Source organism: Coprococcus sp. RTP21281st1_F1_RTP21281_210402 (genome assembly GCF_040915325.1).
GTDB lineage: Bacteria > Bacillota > Clostridia > Lachnospirales > Lachnospiraceae > Coprococcus > Coprococcus aceti.
In genome coordinates this window covers 1-22452 of sequence record NZ_JBCPDQ010000009.1, presented here as the reverse complement: position 1 = coordinate 22452, position 22452 = coordinate 1, and the positions used below count along the sequence as shown (strand labels likewise).

Genomic DNA, 22452 nt, shown 5'->3' with positions numbered 1-22452 from the left:
ATCTGTCTACATACGCAACAGGGAGGAAGCTCTTCCACTTCCTCCCTGTTATCATTGCTGCTGAAGCTTCGCCTTTACCGTCTCTATATTATTCATTATAACTCTGTATGTATCATTGTCCCCATAGACACTGTAGAGTTCTTCTGCCGCAAGCTGATAAAATTTGAGTGCCTGCTGGTAGTCCTCCTGTCTGTACCACACCTCTGCAACAGCAGACAGCGCAGCACTGTAGTGATATCCTCTGACACCCTTGAGCTGATATCTGCGCACCGCCTCCGTCAGCTTGTCCTGAGCTTCCTTGAGCCGACCTGCCCTGAGAAGGCTCTCGCCAAGATTGGCATATGTGGCAACAATCTCCGTACCGGCATTCTCATGTCTTTCTATGATGCTGAGCGCGTGCTCCAGTGCATCAACAGCCTTGTCGTAATCGCCAAGCTCCTGATAAATGAGCGCCACGTTATTATAATAACCCGCCAGCAATATATCATATGGACCGAGCTGCTCCGAATATATGTCATACACCTTCCTGCAATAGGACAGGGCTTCCAACAGGTTACCTGCAGCCCTGTTCTCATTTGCAATATTCATGAGAGCGGTTCCATATGGAACTGTATCTTCAATCCCCATCTTATGAGCGAGCCTCATGACCTGCCTGCAAAAATACAGTGCCTTGTCGTGTTCTCCCGTGGTGCGGTGAAAACCGATAAGCTCATTGTATATCGCAAGCATGGAATCAGTATCCTTTTCATATTCAGCATCGCTGAGTGCCTGGGTAAGGTATCTCTCCACCTCCGGCAGTCTGTTCTCTGCGAACAGCTTATCAAGCCCGCTAAAAACCTCATTTATATTCATATAGTCAACCTCAATTTCTCTCACAATATCCTGTCATCACATCATAACACAATATTCGATTCATTTACAGACCCATTAAGGAAATCCATGGCATTGTCCAGAGTGGTCCTGCTTATCGCCTCCAGTGCCTCCTCTGTAAGGAATCCCTGATGAGACGTCACTATCACATTTGGAAATGACAACAGTCTCGCAGTGATCGAGGACTCCAGTATGTCATCCTCCCTGTTCTCAAATACATTTGGAGTCTCCTCCTCGTATACATCCAGCCCGATTCCGAAGAATTTTCTGCTTCTGATCCCAGCTATGAGATCGTCGGTCTTGATGAGTGCACCTCTGGAGGTATTCACCAGGATCACGTGATCCTTCATCATGCCAATGGTCTCTTCATTTATCATATGGTAGGTCTCGTCGGTCAGCGGACAGTGAAGCGATATAAGATCAGATCCCGCCAGAAGCTCAGGGAGCTCCACATATCTGACAAAATCAATGTCCGGATTCTTATACATATCGTAAGCGATCACATCCATTCCAAATCCATGACATATCCTCGCCATGGCAGCCCCGATCTTACCGGTTCCGACGATACCGGCTGTCTTGCCGTAGAAGTTCATGCCTGTAAGTCCGACCAGACTGAAGTTGTTCTCCCTCACCTTTATATAGCTCTTGTGCAGTCTCCTGTTCACCGCCATGGCAAGTGCCATCGCATGCTCCGCCACAGCCTCAGGCGAATAGCCCGGAACCCTCATCACAGTTATACCGCATTTTTTTGCCGCATCCATATCCACGTTGTTGAAGCCCGCGCATCTCATCAGTATAAGCTTCACGCCCGCATCACTCAGCGCATTCACAACGGGTGCACTCACATCCGAGCTGACAAATGCACATATGGCGTCATACCCCTTTGCAAGTCTTGCGGTCTTCACCGACAGATCTGTGTCCACATAATCTATGGTCAGCTTGTCGTACTGATCTTTTATCGCATCGAACGACTCCATGTCATAACGCTTTGTATCATAAAATAATATATTCATATCTGTTCCTCCTGTTTTTTCCTCTATCGGTATAATGTGTAGCATTGCTTTTTTCTATGTACAAAAACGGAGATTCTCTGAACTGTGTACAGAGGATCTCCGTTTATTATTTGCGTGACAGTATAGCTGTAAGTCCCTGAGTCGGAACATGTGAGTCATCGTTATCCAACATGTTAGGCAGTATGAGTGTCGCCTCATACACCTTGCCCTTTCTGCAGGTCGTAAATGATCCATTCATCTCCTCCGCCATCTTCTGACATGTCAAAGTACCTATATGTGTGCTCTCAGCCTTGCTGCTTTCCGGATTTATATAATTTCTGAAATAAATTCTTACCTTTCTCCGATCTATATATACCCTTATATCTATGCTTTTTGATTTGTCCGAATACTTTCTGATGTTGGTAAATACATTGTCGGTTATCCTCTTCATACCCTGAAGATCAACGTAAATTTCGGCTTCCTTGTCCGAGATATCAATGTCGAACTGATATCCATTCTCGCCCAGGAGCACAACATACTCTCCAAGCATCTGGTCAAGGAACGGCCCCGCCGGGAACATCTCCATGTTGAGATCATCACCGCCCTTTGAATATACATAGAAGTATCTGAACATCTTGTCCGACATCGTCCTGAGCTGCTCCGCCTTCTCAGCACTTATCCTTATGTATTCGTCAAGCTCCTCCTGGGATGAATACTCCTTGTTCTGCATGAGCTCCAGATATCCCGCCATGACTGTGAGCGGAGTTCTTATATCATGGGCCATGGCTGTGACCAGATCACTGTTCGCCTGCCATGCCTCACGCTCCCTGCTGAGCTGCTCAATAATGGTCTGCCTCATGGTGTCTACATTCTCCGCCAGCATACAGATCTCATCCTGACCGTGTATTGTTATCGGCCCATTGATATCCACATCCTTGATATCCATGACCTCATTTGTGAGGCGTCTCATTCTGCCTATCTCTCTTCCGAAATAGACTATTATCACACCGATGAACAGGATACAGCATATGACAAATATCGCTATCTCTCCGACATCCTTGATCGTATCATCCGAATAGTCAACTATGCAGACATCAAACACTCCATCCTTGAATAGCACAGGATAGAAATCGTAGTCAAATTCATTGAGGTCTCCTCGCAGCATGCTGGAATTGCCGTAGTAAGCTCCCTCATCCGCGGTCACCGCATCGGATTTCTTCTGGGATTCGCTGCTCGAGGATGCCTTCCTCTTGATCTTTCTGATATTTCCATAGTTGTCCTGTAACAGAATGATTATCTCACCAGTCTCCGAATTCGTTATGACATATTTGTATGCGCCCTTCTTCTCTATCATCCAGTCAGAGTCGAATACTATATCATTGTTGTTATAAATCAGTATGTACACATTGTCGTGCTGCTCCTGCCATGCCCTGAGTGCCTGCGTATCCGTAGCCTTTATGGAATGGCTGGTCACATATGAAGCAAAGCTCTGGATCTGTCTGGCGGATCTCTTCTGTGTATTCGTGTCACTCATGTATACATTTTTCATGTAGCTGTTCAGTGCAAATGTTCCTGCAAAAAAAGCCGATATGGACAATATTAGCCCAAGCAGTATGATCACAAACAGCTTTACCCTGAGTGTCCGCTTAAATGGCATCTTCATATCAGTCTACCTGATATCCCTTTCCATATATGGTCCTAATGATCTCAGGCTGCGCTGAGTTGTCCTCTATCTTCTGTCTGAGTCTGAGTATGTGTACCATGACCGTATTGGAAGATGAAGGAAGATACTTCTCCTGCCATATATTCTCGTAGAGTGCCTCGAGTGACCATGGCTTTCCTCTGTGCTCCACCAGGAAGAACAGAAGTGCATACTCCTTGTCGGTGAGCTTGATGACCTCACCGTTCTTGATCACAATCCTCTTAAATGAGTCAATATTTATATTGCCGACTGAGATATTCTTTGGATCGGTCTCTGATTTTCCGCGGTACACCTTGTATCTTCTGATAAGAGCATTCACCTTGCGGTTAAACTCGCTCTGGGTGAATGGCTTTGCCAGGAAATCATCGCCACCCACATCGTATGCCTCGTTCTGATCCGGCTCCTTCGTCTTCGCCGTCAAGAAGAGGACTGGGATAGATGAAAACTCTCTGATCTGCTGGCATGCCTCAGTACCTGAAAGCTTTGGCATCATTATGTCCATAACTATGAGATCGATGTCCTTGTCCGCACGCACGGTCTCGACAGCCTCAACTCCATCGGCAGCCTCCACAACATCGTATCCAAGTCTCTTGAGATATATATTGAGCAACGTTCTGATGTCCTGCTCGTCGTCCACTATAAGTACTTTTACAGATTCTTTTTCGTTCTCCATATCGCATTACTCCTTATCCACACCAAATGTATGTACATTATAACAAATACTCATATCTTTATTCCATTCTAAACTTCTTTGTAAGGAAATTTAAGTCATAAAAAACGGGAACCCTCACTATGTGAGAAGTCCCCGCCTTTTCTTTATAAAATGATTGGAAGAGCTATAGTTAGGTGTGTCTAACTGTTTCTGAGTATATCCAAATTGCCAACATATGTCAATAACCTGCCCGCCATTTGTAATGATAACATTTATCAGTTCGCTCTTCTCTCCTGTCTTCTTCGCTTTATGCCTCTCCATGCCCCCATGATCATGTCCCTGTACACGCCAGGATTGAATATGAGCAGCAATGGGAAGAGCTCCAGTCGTCCCGCAAGCATGTCAAACATCAGAACATACTTGGTAAATCCCGTCAGCCCGCCAAAGTTTCTGGTAGGTCCTACCTCGGAAAGACCCGGTCCTATATTGTTGAGACACGATGCCACCGCAGTGAAGTTGGTCACCAGATCCCTGCCCTCAAGGGACACAAGAAATACAGACAGGGTAAATATTCCCATCAGCGTGATGAAGTATACATTTACCGCCCTGACTACCTCGTGCTCCACCGGTTTGCCATCCATGTTTATCTTCTTGATATTCTTCGGATGGAAATACGAACTCAGCTCCTTGACAACGGTCTTGAACATTATCACGAGTCTCGACACCTTCATACCGCCACCGGTGCTTCCCGCACAAGCTCCGACAAACATCAGTATGACCAGCACCGTCTTACAGGTCTGTGACCACTGGTCAAAATCCGCCGATGCGTAACCCGTCGTGGTGATGATCGATGCCACCTGGAAGGCCGCATGTCTTATAGCATCTCCGATATTTGCCATAGTCTGCATCAGGCTCAGAGTTATTATCGTTATTGCACCGAGTATTATCAGCAGATATGTCCTGACCTCCTCCATGGAAAGTGCCTTTCGGATGTTCCTGAACAGCACAAAATAATAAAAGTTGAAATTCACACCAAACAATATCATGAACACAGTTACAACCCACTGTATATATGGTGAGAAGCTTCCAAAGCTGTCGTTCTTTATTCCAAAACCGCCTGTTCCGGCTGTTCCAAATGCCGTACACAGAGCATCGAACAATGACATATGTCCAAACATAAGGAAAATGACCTCCAGAACCGTCATTCCGAAGTAGATAACATACAATATCCTGGCAGTGTGCTTGAGTCTTGGAACAAGCTTTCCAACGGATGGCCCCGGGCTCTCCGCCTTCATCAGGTTCATATTTGAACCGGACGCACTGTTCATCGGAATGATGGCAAGCAGGAACACCAGAACTCCCATACCGCCTATCCAGTGGGTAAAGCATCTCCACAGCATCATGCCATGTGACATACTCTCCACATCGCTCAGTATGCTGGCTCCCGTTGTGGTGAATCCCGATATTGTCTCAAACAGTGCATTTGTGAATGAAGGGATCTCCCCTGAAATAACAAATGGCATGCAGCCAAATATACTGAGCAGTATCCAACTGAATGCCGTGGCTACACATCCCTCTTTGAGATATATGGTCTGATTTGCCGGTTTTCTAAGTGTCATAAGCGTTCCTATCACAAGACATGATATTATGACTATAAGGAACGCAAATATTTCATGTTCCTGATATATGAGAGATGTCAGGCATGGAATGATCATGAGCAGACCCTCAAGTCTTATGATCTGGCCAAGTATAAATACTATCATGGAATTATTCATAATCTTCTCCTAATCAAACTGCCTTAAGCAAGTATATCTCTTATATCCGTAAATCCTGTCTCAGTGGTGACTATCATGGCCGTATCTCCAACCTGTATAGAATCCTGACCTGTTGGAAGCAGGATCGAACCGTTTCGATTTATAAATGCTATGAGGAGGTTCTTCTTGAGATTGAGATCCTTCAGCGGTATATCCGTCACCTCCGACTTCTCATCCACACGGAACTCTATCGCCTCAGCTCTTGAGTCAAACATGTGGTAGAGTGTCTCTATGCTGTTACTGTTGGAATTCTTCTTCGCACGGACATATGCGACTATGGACTCCGCAGTTATACTGCATGGATATACAACACTTCCCAGATCGAGGCTGTTTATGACCTCTCTGAAATTGCTCCTGTTTATCTTGGTTATCGTCTTGGCATTTGAATGTTTGCGGGCGTGGAGAGTCAAAAGTATATTCTCCTCGTCGATTCCTGTCAGGGACACAAATGATTCAGTCTCCGCAAGGCCCTCCTCGTTCAAAGTCTCCTGATCCGTTCCATCACCATTTATGATTATCGCCCTCGGCAGAAGGACTGAAAGCTCCTCACAGCGCTTCTTGTTCTCCTCTATAATCTTGACGGATATTCCCATGTTCACGAGCTGTCCAGCCAAATAATATGCGACATTTCCTCCACCGATTATCATGGTGTTTTTGACTCTCGCAGTCTTGAAGCCTATGTGCTCCATGAATTTTCTGGACATAGGCCGTGTTCCCACACATGACATGATGTCACCGGCCTTGAGGACAAAATCACCGGAAGGTATATAGAACTCCCCGGCTCTCTCAACTGCCGCTATAAGTATATTTATCGGCTTCTGTTTATTTGCAAGATCCTTACCGAGATCAGCTATGCTCTTGTTGTCCAGCACGTTCTTCTCCGGGATCTTTATCCTGGTCATCTCCGCCTGTCCATGTGCAAATGAATTTATCTCAAGAGCCGTTGGCAGATACAGTACCCTCGACACCTCGATTGCAGTCTCAAGCTCAGGGTTTATGATCATGGTAAGTCCAAGCTTCTCCCTGAGATAGCTTGCCTCCTTGCTGTAATCCGGGTCTCTGAGTCTCGCTATGGTCGCGCAGTCTCCGACCTGCTTGGCTATGGTACAGCACAGGATGTTGAGCTCATCCGACGACGTGACTGCAGCTATCAAATCTGCGTTCTGTATTCCCGCTTCAAGCTGCACGCTGTGATTTGCTCCGTTTCCAACTATTCCCATAACATCATACTGATTTGCGTATGTTGCGACCTTCTGGGGATCCTTGTCTATGATAGTTATATCATGCCCCTCATTTGCAAGCTGCTTGAGTATGGCCACGCCAACCTTTCCACAGCCCACTATTATGATCTTCAATCCCGTCTTCTTGCTTGATCTGCTACCAAACACGGATTTATCCTCCTTGATTACCTTCAATTAGCTAAGCCAAGTATAGCATGCTAAATATAAAAATCAACACCTGCCACTTTTCTTTACTGAAACCTTACACGAACAGTCTTATTATGCAACACACCAGCACAAATATGACAAATGCTATGCCGACTATCATATTTGTTCTCTTGCTGAAACCTTTGGTGGGTTTTCTGTAGATTCCGTCATCTTCTTTGTTCTTCTTCATAGCCTTTTCTGTCTCCTGTTTTATTGTTATGAGTTTATTTTATATGTGATTTTCCGCAATAGCCTTAAGCCTCTTTATGAGCAGATTCACATTTGTGTGCCTCTTCAAAGAATTTTCCCCACTCTTTATGAAATCCCATGACTCCCCATAAGTCATATCTGTAGTCACAGTCTCATTCTCCTCAAAAAAACGCTCCAGCGATCCCGACGTCTCATGCTTCATCGAGAACTCCGCCGCCCTCCGCACCTTGCCGTGCTCATCTGAATTTGCATCCCGATACAGGAAATGATCCAGGTTGCTCGAAAAATAGTATACGGAGTATTTTATCTTTTTACTTCCTATCTTTATTGATGACAGCGAAGTGAGCACATCCAGATTCGCACTCTTGCAGAGATTGCGCTCCTTCACGTGATCCGGATTTGCCGTCACAATGATATCCGGGTAGTATACCGGCTTGTCTTCATTTCCCCCATCAGTCACGACCAGATTGTCATCTATGTACGCCCCATCCATATCCACAAAATGAATTATCTCCACAATGTCCTTCGGATACAGGCCCGTCCTCTTTAGCAGAGGACTGACCATTATCTCATCTATAAACCGCTCTATGTTGTCAGGATGTATGCCATTCTTTGAGGTTATATCACCGCCAAAGCTTCCGTCATCCTGCATGAGCATGGCAAATTCCAGAACAATATCAGGATCTATATCCTCCAGAAGCTGTCCAAATGGCACCTCAAGAGCATTCCGGTCCGACACTCCCTCGACAAGGAACAGGAAGATCTTCTTCTTAGGTCGTTTCCCCATGATCCATACCTGCCTTTCTGAATGCCGATACAATCTTGAACCTCTTCGTATTCCTATACAGCTCCTCGTCCTGTTCTCCAACCACGATCTCCCTGAAATAAGTATTTCTGAGATTGTTGCTGCTTCCGATTCCCTTCATACGGATATACCTATTTCTCGGATTTGTCGTGGTGAAATATATATAATCCTTGCTTATGACCTCCAGCGGTCTGAGGTTATGCGATGTAAATATAAACTGCCCCTTGCCAGACTCCTGGAACGTCTGCAGCACCTCTCCCAGAAGATACTCAAACACACCGGCATCCAGCTCATCTATGGCTATCGTGCACGACTGCTCATTGTACGCATCTATTATCAGACTGAGCACCGACACGATCTTGCGGATACCGTCGGACTCGTACCTGAATGGCATGTGTACTCTTCCGTCAGGCGCAGCCTCCTGATTGTGGAACACACTCATGTCCGTCTCATTCCTGCTGGACACTATCTCCACCACATGTCCCATACTGCCATCCTTCATGAGGGCAGGCGACAGCTCGTGAAGATCAACATTAAGTCCCGGAACTATCTGGCTGAGGACTATGTTTATATTCTCAAACTGGCTCTTTATCTCGCTGAAAACTATCTCCGGCATGATGTTCGGCACATCCGTCTTCAGAAGGAATTTACCACTCTGTGTGTATAGCGGAAGTCCGTAGTTGAGTCTTATATATCCTGTTGATTTCGTGTCTACCACATGAAGATAGAGCTGACTGTAGTACGCCAGCTCCAGTATAACCTGATAAAACTCAGAGTATAACCCGCACTCATCGCACACCTTTGCAGTTCCGAGCGAGAAGATAAACGACGCCGACTTTTCCTGCGCCAGTCTTCTCACCACATTCAGCTCATCCACGAACTTTCTGTCATTTGTTATGAAATATTTCTGCTTCGATACAGGCCCGAACGGCATGTCGTCAGTGCATGTGTCAATCACAGGCTGAAGTATCATCTTCCTGCCCTCAAAATCACCTGACATACTCAGTTTCTCACCCGATATGCGGACTCTGTAGCTCGGCTGGCCACTGTTCTGATCCTCTCCTCCGTACTGTCTGAATCCGTTATTTGTCTCATTCTCCACGGCGGACATGAGGAATTCGTACACAACCTTTCGGATGCGTCCGTCCTCGTACTGAAGGTCAAATGTAAACTCCAGTCTGGCCATCTCCTGACCCTTTGCCACACATTCTGCATACACCGCCGGAACCTCAGCTCCAATCATCAGAAGCTTCAGTATGGCAAGCGCCTCTATAAAACTCGTCTTACCCGAGCCGTTCTGTCCATAAAGTCCCAATATATCTGATTCTGTTCCATACGGAACAAACTTCTTTCCACAGGCAAATACTATCTCTCCATGCTCCACACTCTTGAAGTTGTCAAGCACCGCTTTCTGCAGTCTTATCGTGGGAAGCCTATCCCAGTGGTCTTCTCTAAATTGTCTGATTCTCATTCACGGTCTCCTCAGATGCTCTTAATATAACGTCATAAAACTGTATTACCATTATATTGTTATCTCCAATTTCCGTCAACAGCCATCAAGTTTTTCGAATTTTATATTCTGTTTTTTTGATCTTTCACAGCTTTACCATTTCTATATCTTAACGGTGGTTCTCCCACCGCCGCAGAAAATTTCCTGATAAAATAACTTACATTTGGGTAACCTGATTTCATGGCAATCTCGGTAACCGACAGATCTGTGGACTCGAGAAGATGCCTTGCATACTTAAGTCTAACATAGTTCACATACTGTGTGAGCGTCATGTGAAATCTCTCACTGAAGAATCTTGACATGTACTTTTCCGACAGATGAAAATGTTCAGAAAGCTCAGCAAGACTTATGTGCTCATGATAATTATCCTGTATATATATAAGTATCTCCTTTTCCAGTCCACCTGACGCTCTCCCTGTCTTCGCTTCAAGCTGATCGTATTCCACTAAAAGATCTACAACCTGCAACAGTCTGATTCTCACCTGTATCTGTCTGTGTGTTCCAAATTTCCCATTTTCCTCTGACAACTCATCAAGAATAGGTATAAGTTTTTCAAGCAGATTCCGATTCGTCACTTCAGGTCTGAATTCCCGTGTGTGATTCCTAAGAGGAAAAAATATCTCATCCTCCAATTCATCCTTGGTCTGAAATGATATGAATTCCATCGGAAACAGAAATGTAAAATAATCCACCGGTGTTTCCGGGGCGGCCATCATATGCAGCACTCCCGGACTTACTATATATACAGCTCCGTCATCCCCTATAAATTTCTGTCCATCAATCTCGACCATAAGTGGACCTTTCCTTACATATATTATCTCCACCTCATCATGCCAATGAACCGGGATCTGGAATGCATGTGACCAGTATCTCATATGATACTCACAAAATGGATATTCTCTTGTCCCGTGTGGATGATTTTCCTTTAATTCTGCGTACATTGTTATCCCCTGATATTGATTTATTATATATTGTGTTGCCTTTTATATCATGCAACTTCGTCATATTAACTCATATGTAGAATATGTGCAACTTTTAATTGAAATAGTACAAGATTCATGCGGTATCAATGCGATATTATACAATTTAGTTATAACTCATGATTTTATACCCATCACCAAAGGAGTACTGATTATATGAAGAAATTATCCGCACTTTTTATACCTATATGTTTTGAAACACTATTCTATATGCTGTCTGGCATGGTTGACACACTTATGCTCTCATCAGTGGGCGACTATGCCGTGGGTGCTGTCGGAACCGCCAACAGTTATATCGGAATGTTCATCATCATGTTCTCCATCATATCATCCGGCATGATGACGGTCATGACTCAGAATATCGGCGCAGGCAGACCTGGGATTGCTTATCAGGCACGCCAGCTTGGTCTTATATTCAACTCAGTCATAGGTATGGGAATGTCTATATTCCTGTTCATTTTCTCCGGAAATATTCTTGATCTGATTGGAATAGCCGGGAACCTCAGGGAACCTGCCATGAGCTATCTTGAAATCGTTGGCGGAGGGTGCTTCCTGAACGCGCTGATTCCAATATTTGCAAGCTACCTCAGGGCATTTGGACATACAAAGCAGCCTCTCATCGCTACCATAATCGGCAACCTTGTAAACTTCGCCTTAAATGCAGTATTTCTCTTTGCGCTGCATAAAGGGGTGCAGGGTGTCGCTACAGCGACAGTCATATCCAAGGTTATCAACCTTGCAATTGTTATCTTTTTCTCCTGCACCCTTGTAAAAGCAGGAAAAAATCCCGAAAGGCTTTCTAACAGAACTGTCCTTTCACAGATCATCAGAGTCGGACTGCCATCTGCATTCGAATCCGTTCTGTACAATGTCGCCATGATGCTGGTGGTCAAGTTCCTGAACCAGATGGATACTGACGGAATAAATGTCACGGCACGATCCTACGCAGTCCAGATAAGCAACTTCTCCTACTGCGTCGGCTCAGCGCTCGCCCAGGCAAATGCCATCATGACAGGATGGCATATCGGTTCCGGCGATATAGATGCATGTAAAAGAGATACCAAAAAGGCCGCCATCATCGGTGTGATCGTGGCGACCTGTCTTGAAACTTTATTTGCAGTCACAGCCCCATGGGCCATGAAACTATTCACCGACAACCCGGACATGGTACATATTGTCACAAGGCTCCTTGCTATTGACATCATCCTCGAGGTTGGCAGAGTTACAAACCTTGTCTACGGCCAGGCCTTAAAGACCAGCGGAGATGCGGTATTCCCGGCCGTCATAGCAGCTGTCTTTATGTACGTGTGTGCTGTCGGCGGTACATGGATGTTCGGCCTGCACCTTGGGCTCCTTGCAACCGGCGCCTACATAGGCCTTACCTGTGACGAATGTGTACGCGCAGTTGGTATGGTCCTGCGCTGGCGAAGCGGAAAGTGGACGGAGAAGAAACTGGTGTGATAATACCCTAGTACCAGATATATTCCAGAATGTATCAGACCAGACATACGCCAAGCATTTATCACAGTATTCCCCCTATCATATACACCACAAATGCCGCAAGCCACGCCACAACGCACTGCCAGATCACTACCATGACAGCCCAGCGATGTCCCATCTCTCTCTTGATGGAGGCGATGGCTGCTATACAAGGCGAGTAAAGCAGGCTGAATACGAGCAGCGATGCTGCAGCCCTGGTTGTGATAGCTGCGGTCACTGATCCGTTAAACAATATCTCAAGTGTGGATACCACACTCTCCTTCGCCATGATACCGCTTATGAGCGACGTACATATTCTCCAGTCGCCAAGTCCAAGCGGCTTAAATATCGGCACCAAAAGTCCGGCTATCGCAGCAAGTATGCTGTCCTGCGAGTCTTTCACCATATTGAGGTGCATATCAAAGCTCTGAAGGAACCAGATACATATAGTTGCAAGAAATATAACTGTGAACGCCTTCTGAAGAAAGTCCTTTGCCTTCTCCCACAGGAGCTGGCCTACGTTCTTCGCACCCGGAAGTCTGTAATTTGGAAGCTCCATGACAAAAGGAACCGCATTGCCCTTAAACAATGTGCTCCGATAAACCATAGCCACAATTATTCCTATCGCAATTCCAAGGAAATAAAGCCCTGCCATAATAAGGCCGCCCTTTCCAGGGAAGAATGCGCTTACAAAGAACGCATATATAGGAAGCTTAGCTGAACAGCTCATGTATGGAGTGAGCAGAATAGTCATCTTTCGGTCTCTCTCACTCGGGAGTGTCCTGGTTGCCATGACGGCCGGAACCGTACAGCCAAAGCCTATCAGCATCGGAACTATACTCTTGCCGGAAAGTCCGATCTTCCTTAGCAGCTTATCCATGACAAATGCAACTCTGGCGATATATCCGCTGTCTTCCATGAGCGACAGGAAAAAGAACAGAGTCACTATGATCGGAAGAAAACTGAGCACACTTCCGACACCCGCAAATATTCCATCCATAACAAGGCTCTTGACGACCACATTTACATTTGCTGCGGTGAGAAGCTTTCCCACCTGAACCGTGAGCGCATCTATCCCCATCTCTAATAGTTTCTGCAGACCTGCTCCGATCACGTTAAATGTCAGATAAAACACCGCCAGCATGATACCTATAAAGCATGGGATTGCGGTATACTTACCCGTAAGAATGCGATCTATCTTTTCGCTTCTGATCCTCTCCTTGCTCTCCTTTGGCTTGACTACACAGTTTTCACATACCTTTTCTATGAAATTAAACCTCATATCAGCTATGGCTGCACTCCGGTCAAGTCCTCGCTCTTTTTCCATCTGGATTATCAGATGTTCTATCGTCTCTTTCTCGTTCTCATCAAGTCCAAGCCTGTCAAGTATGAGATGATCTCCCTCTATGATCTTGGTAGCAGCGAATCTAAGCGGCAGATCTGCCGCCTTTACATGATCCTCTATAAGATGCGCCACCGCATGTATACATCTGTGAACAGCTCCGCCAAACTCATTCTCATCACAGAAGTCCTGTCTTCCAGGCTTTTCCTGATACTTGGCTATATGTATGGCGTGTCTTACAAGCTCATCCACACCCTCGTTTTTTGCCGCAGATATAGGCACAACCGGGGTTCCAAGCATTGCCTCCATCCCATTTACATCTATGGAGCCCGAATTGCCTGTGACCTCATCCATCATGTTGAGTGCGACGACAACCGGTATCTCCATCTCAAGAAGCTGCATTGTGAGATACATATTTCGCTCTATATTAGTAGCGTCTACTATATTGATGATAGCCTTTGGGTGATCATCAATCACAAAGTTTCTGGACACGATCTCCTCGCTGCTATAAGGAGACATCGAATATATTCCAGGCAGATCCGTCACGGAAGTATTCTCCCTGCCCCTTATCGGACCATCTTTTCTGTCGACAGTTACTCCAGGGAAATTGCCTATATGCTGATTTGATCCGGTGAGCTGATTGAACAGAGTCGTCTTTCCACAGTTCTGGTTGCCAACCAGGGCAAATGTAAGTCTTGTTCCTTCTGGAAGCGGATCACCGTCCCCTTTGACGTGATATTTTCCTTCCTCGCCAAGTCCTGGATGTTCCTTCTCCTCTATGATCTCAACTCTGGTGTGGGCTCTGGATCTTGTCTCTATCTGCTCTGCATCTATCTGCTCTGCATCAGCCAGTCTGAGTGTAAGTTCATATCCATGGATCTGAAACTCCATAGGATCGCCCATCGGAGCAAGCTTCACAAGGGTGAGCTCCGCACCGGGTATAACACCCATGTCAAGGAAATGCTGTCTTAGCTCTCCTTCACCGCCAACTGCCTTTATTCTGGCACTCTGTCCTACCTTCAAATCTCTCAGTGTCATAATTGATTATCCTTCTTTCATCATTCATCCAGATTCATCCACGCAGTCTTTCAGTACCACAAAATCGTCTGTCGAATGCCGTCTATTTATGTTTATTGATATTTTTTCTCAATTATAGCACGATGCGTTGTATGCGCAATATATAGATCCTGATTATCGTCTATATTTTCACGGCTTTTTCATGTGCATCTCTGTCTATAGAAGTCAGTTCCTTAAGTTCCCTCACCGTAAACACACCGCAGACAATCGCAGTTATTCCGTCCGCTATCGGTCCCGCATACATGACACCATCGATCCCCATGAATATAGGGAATATGATGATGAGAGGAAGCAGAAATAGTATCTGTCTTGTGAGTGACATGAACACACCAAGTCTCGCCTTTCCTATAGAGTTGAAGAAGTTTGATGTCACCGGCTGGATTCCATTTACGATGGTAAGAAACATATATATCCTGAAGTATCTCTCTGAAAACTGGAAGTACAGCTCGCTTCCCTCTCCAAATGCGCTTATGATCTGTCTAGGGAATATCTGGAATGCTGCAAATGCCACCACCGACAGAGCTGATGCTGCTGCCAGCGCCAGAAGATAAGTCTTTCTCACCCTCCTGTACTTTCCTGCGCCATAGTTGAAGCCTATGATCGGCTGGGTTCCCTGTGATATTCCTATAACGATCGCCATGAATATCATGTTTACCTTGCTTATTATTCCTGAACACGCAAGTGGTATGTCGCCTCCATACACCGACTGTGCTCCGTATCTTGACAAAGTATTGTTCATGACAACCTGGACTATCGCCATGGCTATCTGATTGAAACACGCCGACGCACCGAATCTGAATATATTGCCGCAGGGCTCTCCTCGCATAACAAAACTTTCCCTGGTAAGATGTATTGTCTTGAAATGGAACATATATCTGAGGCTTATGGCAAATGATATGATCTGTCCTGTGATAGTTGCCAGCGCCGCACCGCGCATACCCATATCGAGCCCGAATATAAGTATCGGATCAAGTATAGTGTTGATGATGGCACCTGTCAGCATGGATATCATTGAATACCTCGGACTTCCATCAGCCATGATCAGCTTGCTCATTCCGGTATTCGCTATCAGGAATGGGAAACCTATCGCTGTTATCCTTGTGTACTCCTGTGCAAATGGCAGAACCTTGTCAGTTGCGCCGAATGCCTTTAGCATAGGTGTCAGGAATATTGTCGTCACAAGGAAAAGTGCCACGCCAAATATCGCCATGAGACAGATTCCATTTCCTGCTGCCTCAGCCGACTTCTTCTCATCTCCGGCACCAAGCTTCAATGAAAAGCTGGTCGCACTTCCTATGCCAAGAAGAAGCGATATCGCGGTACATGCCGTTGAAAGAGGAAATGCTATATTTGTCGCAGCATTTCCAAGCATTCCCACTCCGTGTCCTATAAATATCTGGTCAACTATATTATAAAGTGCTGTCACCAGCATGGATATGATACACGGTATGGCAAAGGTTGTGAGCAGATGTGCCTCATTCTCATATCCAAGGGGATTGTTCTGATTTTCATTTGTCTTTGTGTTATCAGATGTCATGATTCTGTATTGCCTTTCTGTCTGTATTGCGACTCAGTTTTTCATTCCATATTTCTTCAGGTCTACCCGGTCATTTTCAACCTCTATGCCGTCTGCCCTCAGGCGGTCCGCCTGGACATTTGCTCCACCGAACGCAAATGCTCCCGCAAGCTCACCCTTGGAATTCACCACTCGGTAACACGGTATATTCTCAGGATCAGGATTCTTATGAAGTGCATTGCCCACGGCTCTCGCCATCTTCCTGTCACCTGCCATCTCCGCAACCTGGCCGTATGTTGCAACACATCCCTTCGGAATCTTCTTCACCGCATCGTAGATCCTCTTTGTCGGACTGTAGGTTACTATGTCATAGCTATCCGCTATCATCTGCTTCACAGCATCCTCTGGCACACTTCCATCCAGTATGATAGTGTTCCAGTGTTCTTTGTTCTGATGCCAACCCGGTATGACAGACTCAAATGCCTGCCTCCAGAAATCCCGGCTTTCCGGATCAGCCTTCACATTCAGATTGATATATCCATCCCTCTCATAAGTCCAAAGGAATGCCTTCTTGCTTCCCTTTACCCTGACAAGTTGCCAGTTCTGATCATGAAATGGAGCCTCCTGGTAAGTGTCCGGAAATGAGAGACCATATGCCAGAACTTCCTCCCTTGTTGTCATGTGTATTTTTCCTTTCTTGTGTTGCGATTATGTAATTAGCTGCCAGTTTTCACCTCAGCTACATAACTTGTTGTTTTTATCTTTTTTCATTTTTCAGCTAAAAAGCGATAAACTACCTGTATCCCTTGAGATATCTCTTCTGCCCATCCGTTATACGGTAACTCTCCACTGCCTTCTGTATCGTCTTTCGGTGAACCCAGTCGGACATGCGGTGCTCTTCTATGTACGGAATGACCGCATCCCACTGCTTTGCCAGGGCTGTAGCCATGTACCACGCTATCATCATGTTGACATAATACTCATCAGACTCAACTCCCGCCACAAGCTTCACATACTCAGGCTCAAAATCCTCGTCAAGATAAAGTCTCATGAGCATTCCTATTCCGTACCTTATAGTATAGGTCTCGCTTGAGGCAATCCAGCACTTGATGACCGGCAGCAGTTCTTCCTTGTGCTTTTCAAAACACTTCGGTGCCGGAAAATCACAGGTTGCCCAGTTGTCTATATACGAAAGAAATCTCTCTACCTCTGATAGACATTTATCATAGTCCTTTATCCTGGTTATGAGCATCATGTGAAGATTGTTTTCCTCGTAATAATGGTGTGGAAGTTCTTTTATAAACTTTTCTGACAGTTCTGTTCCAGCTATACTCTTTGCATATTTTCTGAGCACGGGAACTCTTATGCCTATGACAGTCTCCTTGTCGGTGTCAGGCATAAGCCTGCTGTGAAAATCTCTGTATGCCATATCCTGTAGTTCAAACAGATGCTTTTGAATCTCCTCCATATTTTCACCTTACGCTTTCTAATTTTCTCGTTGTTAGTTTTCCATTTTCTACATTTTTCTATTCTAACTCATAATTGTATACAACTATTATATCTAATACTATCTGAATTTCTTCACATGCTCCGATATAAACCGAAACAGTTCGATATTGACCTTCTCATTCTTCTCCTCCGCCTCAAGATATTCAGGCACTGAAATATCTGTCTGAACCTCTCCGCATACATCAACGCCCAATATTCTTGAATGTCTTATACCACCGTCATATCTTTCATCATTACGACAAGCGTCAGTATTTTTTTCTTCACCCTGACCGCCAAGAAAGACACTGAGCAGACGTTCAAGTCCATCGATTGACATATCCCCCTGACTCCAGTTTGTCTCCGTGTATTCTGTTCCGAGGACGTCTTTGTCTATAGATATGTACAAAGGCAGATCTGTTCTGATATGTTTCAGCTTATCCTCAGGCAGTCCACCATGCAGGTCTTTGGCAGAAAATATCAACAGTCTTTCGCTTGAGATATCCCGGGAAATATCATACGAATCATCGTACTCAGCTTCTTGTACATTATACCCACATTTATAGCTTTCCACATTTTCTTGTCTCCCCTTGGAACCTTTATAACTTTCCAAAGTCTGCTCTATATCTGACTCCGGCGGACCTACAACCACCAGCTGTCTTAGATTTTCATTCTGTATAAGAGTCTGTCCCGCCCAGTCTCCGCAGCTCATCATTTCTGGAACCATAGGTATCTGCATGTCTGTATGATGATCATACATAACCAGCCCAAACGGTTCGGTTATATGATCTGTTATAATCTTCGTTATATAATGATAATTTCCCGAATCTATATAATGTATACCCTGAATTCCGTACGGCTCTATCCTGCCCCATATTTTTTCATACGCATTTTTTGAACAATACATATCTGTCTCTTGTATATCAGAGCAATCTATGTATCTGAATCTATCTATATCTTTTATATCCTCATCACGATATACGTGAGTAAAATCCAAAATCATATTCTCATTTTTCACCTTGCTGTCACCCATATACAACCCCCATATATCCAATAACAAGTCAATTTCGCAGCAATATCGATTAACCTGTCAATAATAAAATAATCTTAATACAAAATCGCCCGACTGTATTCTAACACAACCGGACGATTTTAATCACTATTTGTCTTTCTTTTTCCTTATGTGGATCTCCGGGATTGCCACCGTGTCATATGTCACAGACGAGTCATCCTCACCCACATTATCCTCATTGTCATCATGGCTCTTTGTGTTCACCTCAGGAATAGCCAGATTGTCAAATGACATGTTGAATCTGTGATGCTTTTTATGCTGTTCTTTATTTTTTTCTCTCATAGTTGGTTATACCCCCTAAAGTATGTTTATGAAAAATGTAATTACCAGGCTGTTCAGGAAGTCAGCAAATAAACTTCCTATAAGCGGTATTATCAGATATGCCTTGACCGAAGGAACATAGCGGTCGCATATAGCCTGCATGTTCGCCATGGCATTTGGCGTTGCTCCCATACCGAATCCGCATGTTCCGGCGGACAGAACCGCCGCATCGTAATCCCTGCCCATCACGTTGAACACAACAAAATATGTGAACAGCATCATGAGTATGAGCTGTGCCGAGAGCAGTATGATAAGTGGGAGTGCAAGTTCTGCAAGCTGCCACAGCTTCAGGGTTATCATCGCCATTCCCAGGAACAGTGACAGGCAGATACCGCCAAGATTGTTGATCTCACCCATATAAATATCAAACTTGCCGGAATACTCTCCGATATTTCTGATGACCGCGGCCGCGATCATCGCACCTATATATATAGGAAATGTAAGTCCTGTCTTTGTGAGAAGTTCCGATATGATGGTTCCTATTCCTACGGCTATGATGAGCTGGAACACAGCTGCCGCATACATATTGGTATGGCGCTCATGTTTCTTCTCATCCTCAACCAGTATACTGTCGTCCTCGGCAACTGCAGTATCCAGAAGTTTCTTCCTGTCTATGAGTCTCTTGCCAATAGGGCCACCTATAAGACTTCCTGCGATAAGTCCAAATGTTGCCGCAGCCGTGCATATAGTTGTTGCCCCCTTGACATCAAAATCCTCCAGCACCGGGCCAAACGCTCCTGCAGTTCCATGACCACCTACCATAGGTATAGATCCCGTGCAGAGTCCAACAAGCGGATCAAGATGTAGCAGCTTACTCACCCCGAGTGCCAGAAAATTCTGGGACACTATAAGCACCACAACCAGTCCAAGGAATATGAACAACGACTTTCCTCCGCTCTTTAAAACCTTGAGATTCGCCTGGAATCCAACGGATGTGAAGAAGAATACCATGCACACCTCTCTCAGCGTATCGTCAAATGTAAATTCTGCTATGCCAAGACTGTAACACACACAGGTCAGGACTGCGAAAAGCAGACCTCCTATGACCGGCGCCGGTATGCAGAATTTCTCCAGGAAATTAATTCTTTTCTTCAAAAACTGTCCCAATATAAGTACCAGAACTGACACCGCCAGTGTCTGATACATATCTATCTGTATCTCCATGTAAGACCTCTCTTATCTATATTATATACACATGCAGACATCCGTGATCAGATACCTATTTACCCAATATCATCTGCATATATTCTTTTCCGCATTCAGTATATTTATTATCAGCAGCTGACAACTACTGTTCAGCCGGGATCTCTATTCCTTTTTTCTGATAATAAGCTTTCGCACCATCATGAAATGGAATGGTCACGTTCTTCACAGCCTCACTCTCATCTATCTGGAAGGTGAGTGCTATTGAATACTGGATATCCTGCGCATGTTCAAAGAGAAGTCCTGTGAGCTCCTCCACTATCTTCTCATCCATATCATCCCTGGCGAGGAGCACTGCTCTGACACCGAGTGTCACAACATCCTGAGTCTGTCCCTCGTAGGTTCCCGCTGGTATGGTGTAATCCGTATAGAAGCCGTACACGGATTTTAGTCTGTCCCTGCATTTGTCATCTATTCCGATGAGCTTTACGTCACATTCCTTAGACAGCTCCTCGATCACCGAGGTCTGTATACCTGCTGTACAAAAGAATGCATCTATCTGTCCTGATTTGAGTTCATTTGCCGCATCCACATAATCGAGATTAACCGTGTCCACAAGGGATTCCACAAGGCCGGTCATCTTAAGTATCTGCTCTGCATTTCTCTGGGTACCGGACTCCTCCTCACCCACAGAAATCTTCTTGCCCTGAAGATCATCCAAGCTGTCTATTCCCGAGTCAGCTCTCACCACGATCTGACACGCCTCAGTGTACAGGCTGGCAACTGCCGAGTACCCTCTGTACCTCTTCTTGTCCGTGGCGCCTGTTCCGTTGTAGGCCGCATCCACCAGATCCGCCTGGGCTATCGCCATGTCCACATATCCGTCGGACAGAAGCCTGATATTCGCCGTGGAGCCTGCAGTAGCCTTTACCTCAAAATCAAGATCCTCATCCTCCGAGGATGCTATCTGCGCAAATGCGTTGGAGAACGCATAGTATCCGCCGCCAACTCCCGCGGCTCCCAGCTTCACGGAATCACTGCCGATGCCACACCCGGCAAGGGAAAGTGTCATCAGAATGGCTGTTCCCGCTACAACCATCCTCTTTATCTTTTTCAGTTTCATTTCATTTTCCTCCTTACGTGACTTGGCGAAAGATCTTTCTCTTCGCTATTACCACCACCATACAACAAGCCCGTATAACACGAAATAAAGGGCTTATCGCCCTTTATTATCGCCGTCCATATACCATGTACATCATTATTGTTATTTTACAACTATATTTAACAAAATGATATGGATAATTGTATTTTATATCTATAAAATCATCCTGAATCCGTCTATGAGAGCTATATTATTTACTTTTTTATAATTTTTACGCCCTTATCTGCATCAATAATGCCGCCCTTCGCTGTAAGCTTTTTATTCTTTCTGACATCCAGCTTAGTCAGTTTGTTAGGCTTGCAGAACAGTTTTTGAAGACTTCTGCTCTTGCTTACATTCAAGGTCTTTAAGCTATTATTACCACAATACAATGTTCTGAGTTTCGGTGTGTTTCCGGTCGACAGAGCTGTAAGCTTTCTTCATCTTTTTGTTCTTACTCACATCAAGTCTGGTTATCTTGTTGCCTGAACTTGCTGTCCGGGAATGCCTTCTTATCAATCTTGACCTTGGCTGTAGCTGCGCTTGCAGTTACAACTCCATCTCCCCATACACTTCCCATAGATGCTGTCACCATCGCCGCAACGACCCCCGCAATAACCAATCGCTTCAACCCGGTAACAAATGTGTAATTTTTCCTGTCTCTCGTTTTTCTTTATCTCCCTTTATATAAATTTTCAGCATAAAAAGGCACATTTCTATTGTATATAAGTAAACTTAAAAGTCAACTCCGTATTGCTGCTTATTATTTTTATCATATTTTATTTTATTGCAAATGCCGGAGCACTCCGGAATATAAACAAAATAAACGGCGGAGTCTGATATGTACCCAGAATCCTGGACACATATTTATGAACTAGGCTGAACACATGGATGCTATCCTGTATTGTACAGGT

At 45.0% G+C, this 22452-nt stretch carries 20 protein-coding genes; 1 reads left to right on the top strand and 19 read right to left on the bottom strand.

The window, feature by feature from the left end; translation table 11 throughout:
• Window positions 1–51: 51 nt before the first annotated feature.
• From AB5150_RS12355 to AB5150_RS12310, 10 genes are all read right to left on the bottom strand, one after another.
• Window positions 52–852, bottom strand: coding sequence for a tetratricopeptide repeat protein (locus AB5150_RS12355; protein ID WP_015534032.1), 801 nt, complete (start codon window positions 850–852; stop codon window positions 52–54).
• Window positions 853–893: 41 nt separating this feature from the next.
• Entirely contained in the window at window positions 894–1883 is a 990-nt protein-coding gene (locus AB5150_RS12350; RefSeq protein WP_368291955.1) for a 2-hydroxyacid dehydrogenase, read from the bottom strand.
• Window positions 1884–1989: 106 nt separating this feature from the next.
• A complete protein-coding gene (locus AB5150_RS12345) occupies window positions 1990–3525 on the bottom strand; it encodes a HAMP domain-containing sensor histidine kinase (protein ID WP_022216934.1) in 1536 nt (511 codons plus the stop codon).
• A 1-nt stretch (window position 3526) separates the two neighbouring features.
• Window positions 3527–4237 (bottom strand): response regulator transcription factor, encoded by a 711-nt coding sequence (locus AB5150_RS12340; protein WP_015534035.1) that lies wholly within the window; start codon window positions 4235–4237, stop codon window positions 3527–3529.
• A 254-nt stretch (window positions 4238–4491) separates the two neighbouring features.
• Window positions 4492–5991: a TrkH family potassium uptake protein gene (locus tag AB5150_RS12335; protein ID WP_117874842.1), complete on the bottom strand. Its 1500-nt coding sequence runs from the start codon at window positions 5989–5991 to the stop codon at window positions 4492–4494.
• A 23-nt stretch (window positions 5992–6014) separates the two neighbouring features.
• Complete coding sequence (gene trkA, locus AB5150_RS12330) at window positions 6015–7418, bottom strand: Trk system potassium transporter TrkA (protein ID WP_055147099.1); 1404 nt, start codon at window positions 7416–7418, stop codon at window positions 6015–6017.
• A gap of 94 nt (window positions 7419–7512) precedes the next feature.
• A complete protein-coding gene (locus AB5150_RS12325; RefSeq protein ID WP_015534037.1) occupies window positions 7513–7647 on the bottom strand; it encodes a hypothetical protein in 135 nt (44 codons plus the stop codon).
• Window positions 7648–7686: 39 nt separating this feature from the next.
• Window positions 7687–8454 carry a hypothetical protein gene (locus AB5150_RS12320; RefSeq protein WP_015534038.1) on the bottom strand — a complete coding sequence of 256 codons (768 nt, stop codon included), beginning with the start codon at window positions 8452–8454 and terminating at the stop codon, window positions 7687–7689.
• Window positions 8438–9943, bottom strand: a complete 1506-nt coding sequence (locus AB5150_RS12315; protein ID WP_015534039.1) for an AAA family ATPase — start codon at window positions 9941–9943, stop codon at window positions 8438–8440. Before AB5150_RS12315 ends, AB5150_RS12320 begins: the two co-directional genes overlap by 17 nt.
• 101 nt (window positions 9944–10044) lie before the next feature.
• Entirely contained in the window at window positions 10045–10923 is an 879-nt protein-coding gene (locus tag AB5150_RS12310; RefSeq protein ID WP_161172215.1) for an AraC family transcriptional regulator, read from the bottom strand.
• A gap of 195 nt (window positions 10924–11118) precedes the next feature.
• On the opposite strand from AB5150_RS12310, the gene AB5150_RS12305 reads away from it, so the two are divergent.
• Window positions 11119–12423 (top strand): MATE family efflux transporter, encoded by a 1305-nt coding sequence (locus AB5150_RS12305; protein ID WP_055224544.1) that lies wholly within the window; start codon window positions 11119–11121, stop codon window positions 12421–12423.
• A gap of 61 nt (window positions 12424–12484) precedes the next feature.
• Here AB5150_RS12305 and feoB read toward each other — a convergent pair whose 3' ends face one another.
• From feoB to AB5150_RS12260, 9 genes are all read right to left on the bottom strand, one after another.
• On the bottom strand, window positions 12485–14821 hold the full coding sequence (gene feoB / locus AB5150_RS12300; RefSeq protein WP_055224543.1) for a ferrous iron transport protein B: 2337 nt from the start codon (window positions 14819–14821) through the stop codon (window positions 12485–12487).
• A gap of 160 nt (window positions 14822–14981) precedes the next feature.
• Window positions 14982–16397 (bottom strand): MATE family efflux transporter, encoded by a 1416-nt coding sequence (locus AB5150_RS12295; protein ID WP_015534042.1) that lies wholly within the window; start codon window positions 16395–16397, stop codon window positions 14982–14984.
• A 33-nt stretch (window positions 16398–16430) separates the two neighbouring features.
• A complete protein-coding gene (locus AB5150_RS12290) occupies window positions 16431–17057 on the bottom strand; it encodes a methylated-DNA--[protein]-cysteine S-methyltransferase (protein WP_161172214.1) in 627 nt (208 codons plus the stop codon).
• 112 nt (window positions 17058–17169) lie between these two features.
• Window positions 17170–17844 (bottom strand): DNA alkylation repair protein, encoded by a 675-nt coding sequence (locus tag AB5150_RS12285; RefSeq protein WP_368291953.1) that lies wholly within the window; start codon window positions 17842–17844, stop codon window positions 17170–17172.
• Between the two features lie 99 nt (window positions 17845–17943).
• Window positions 17944–18894 carry an arginase gene (locus tag AB5150_RS12280; protein ID WP_368291952.1) on the bottom strand — a complete coding sequence of 317 codons (951 nt, stop codon included), beginning with the start codon at window positions 18892–18894 and terminating at the stop codon, window positions 17944–17946.
• Between the two features lie 126 nt (window positions 18895–19020).
• Window positions 19021–19215, bottom strand: a complete 195-nt coding sequence (locus AB5150_RS12275; protein ID WP_004851427.1) for a hypothetical protein — start codon at window positions 19213–19215, stop codon at window positions 19021–19023.
• Between the two features lie 15 nt (window positions 19216–19230).
• A complete protein-coding gene (gene gltS / locus AB5150_RS12270; RefSeq protein WP_055273905.1) occupies window positions 19231–20418 on the bottom strand; it encodes a sodium/glutamate symporter in 1188 nt (395 codons plus the stop codon).
• 124 nt (window positions 20419–20542) lie between these two features.
• A complete protein-coding gene (locus AB5150_RS12265; RefSeq protein ID WP_055273907.1) occupies window positions 20543–21520 on the bottom strand; it encodes a TAXI family TRAP transporter solute-binding subunit in 978 nt (325 codons plus the stop codon).
• Window positions 21521–22001: 481 nt separating this feature from the next.
• Window positions 22002–22160, bottom strand: coding sequence for a hypothetical protein (locus AB5150_RS12260; protein WP_156327937.1), 159 nt, complete (start codon window positions 22158–22160; stop codon window positions 22002–22004).
• Between the last annotated feature and the right edge of the window lie 292 nt (window positions 22161–22452).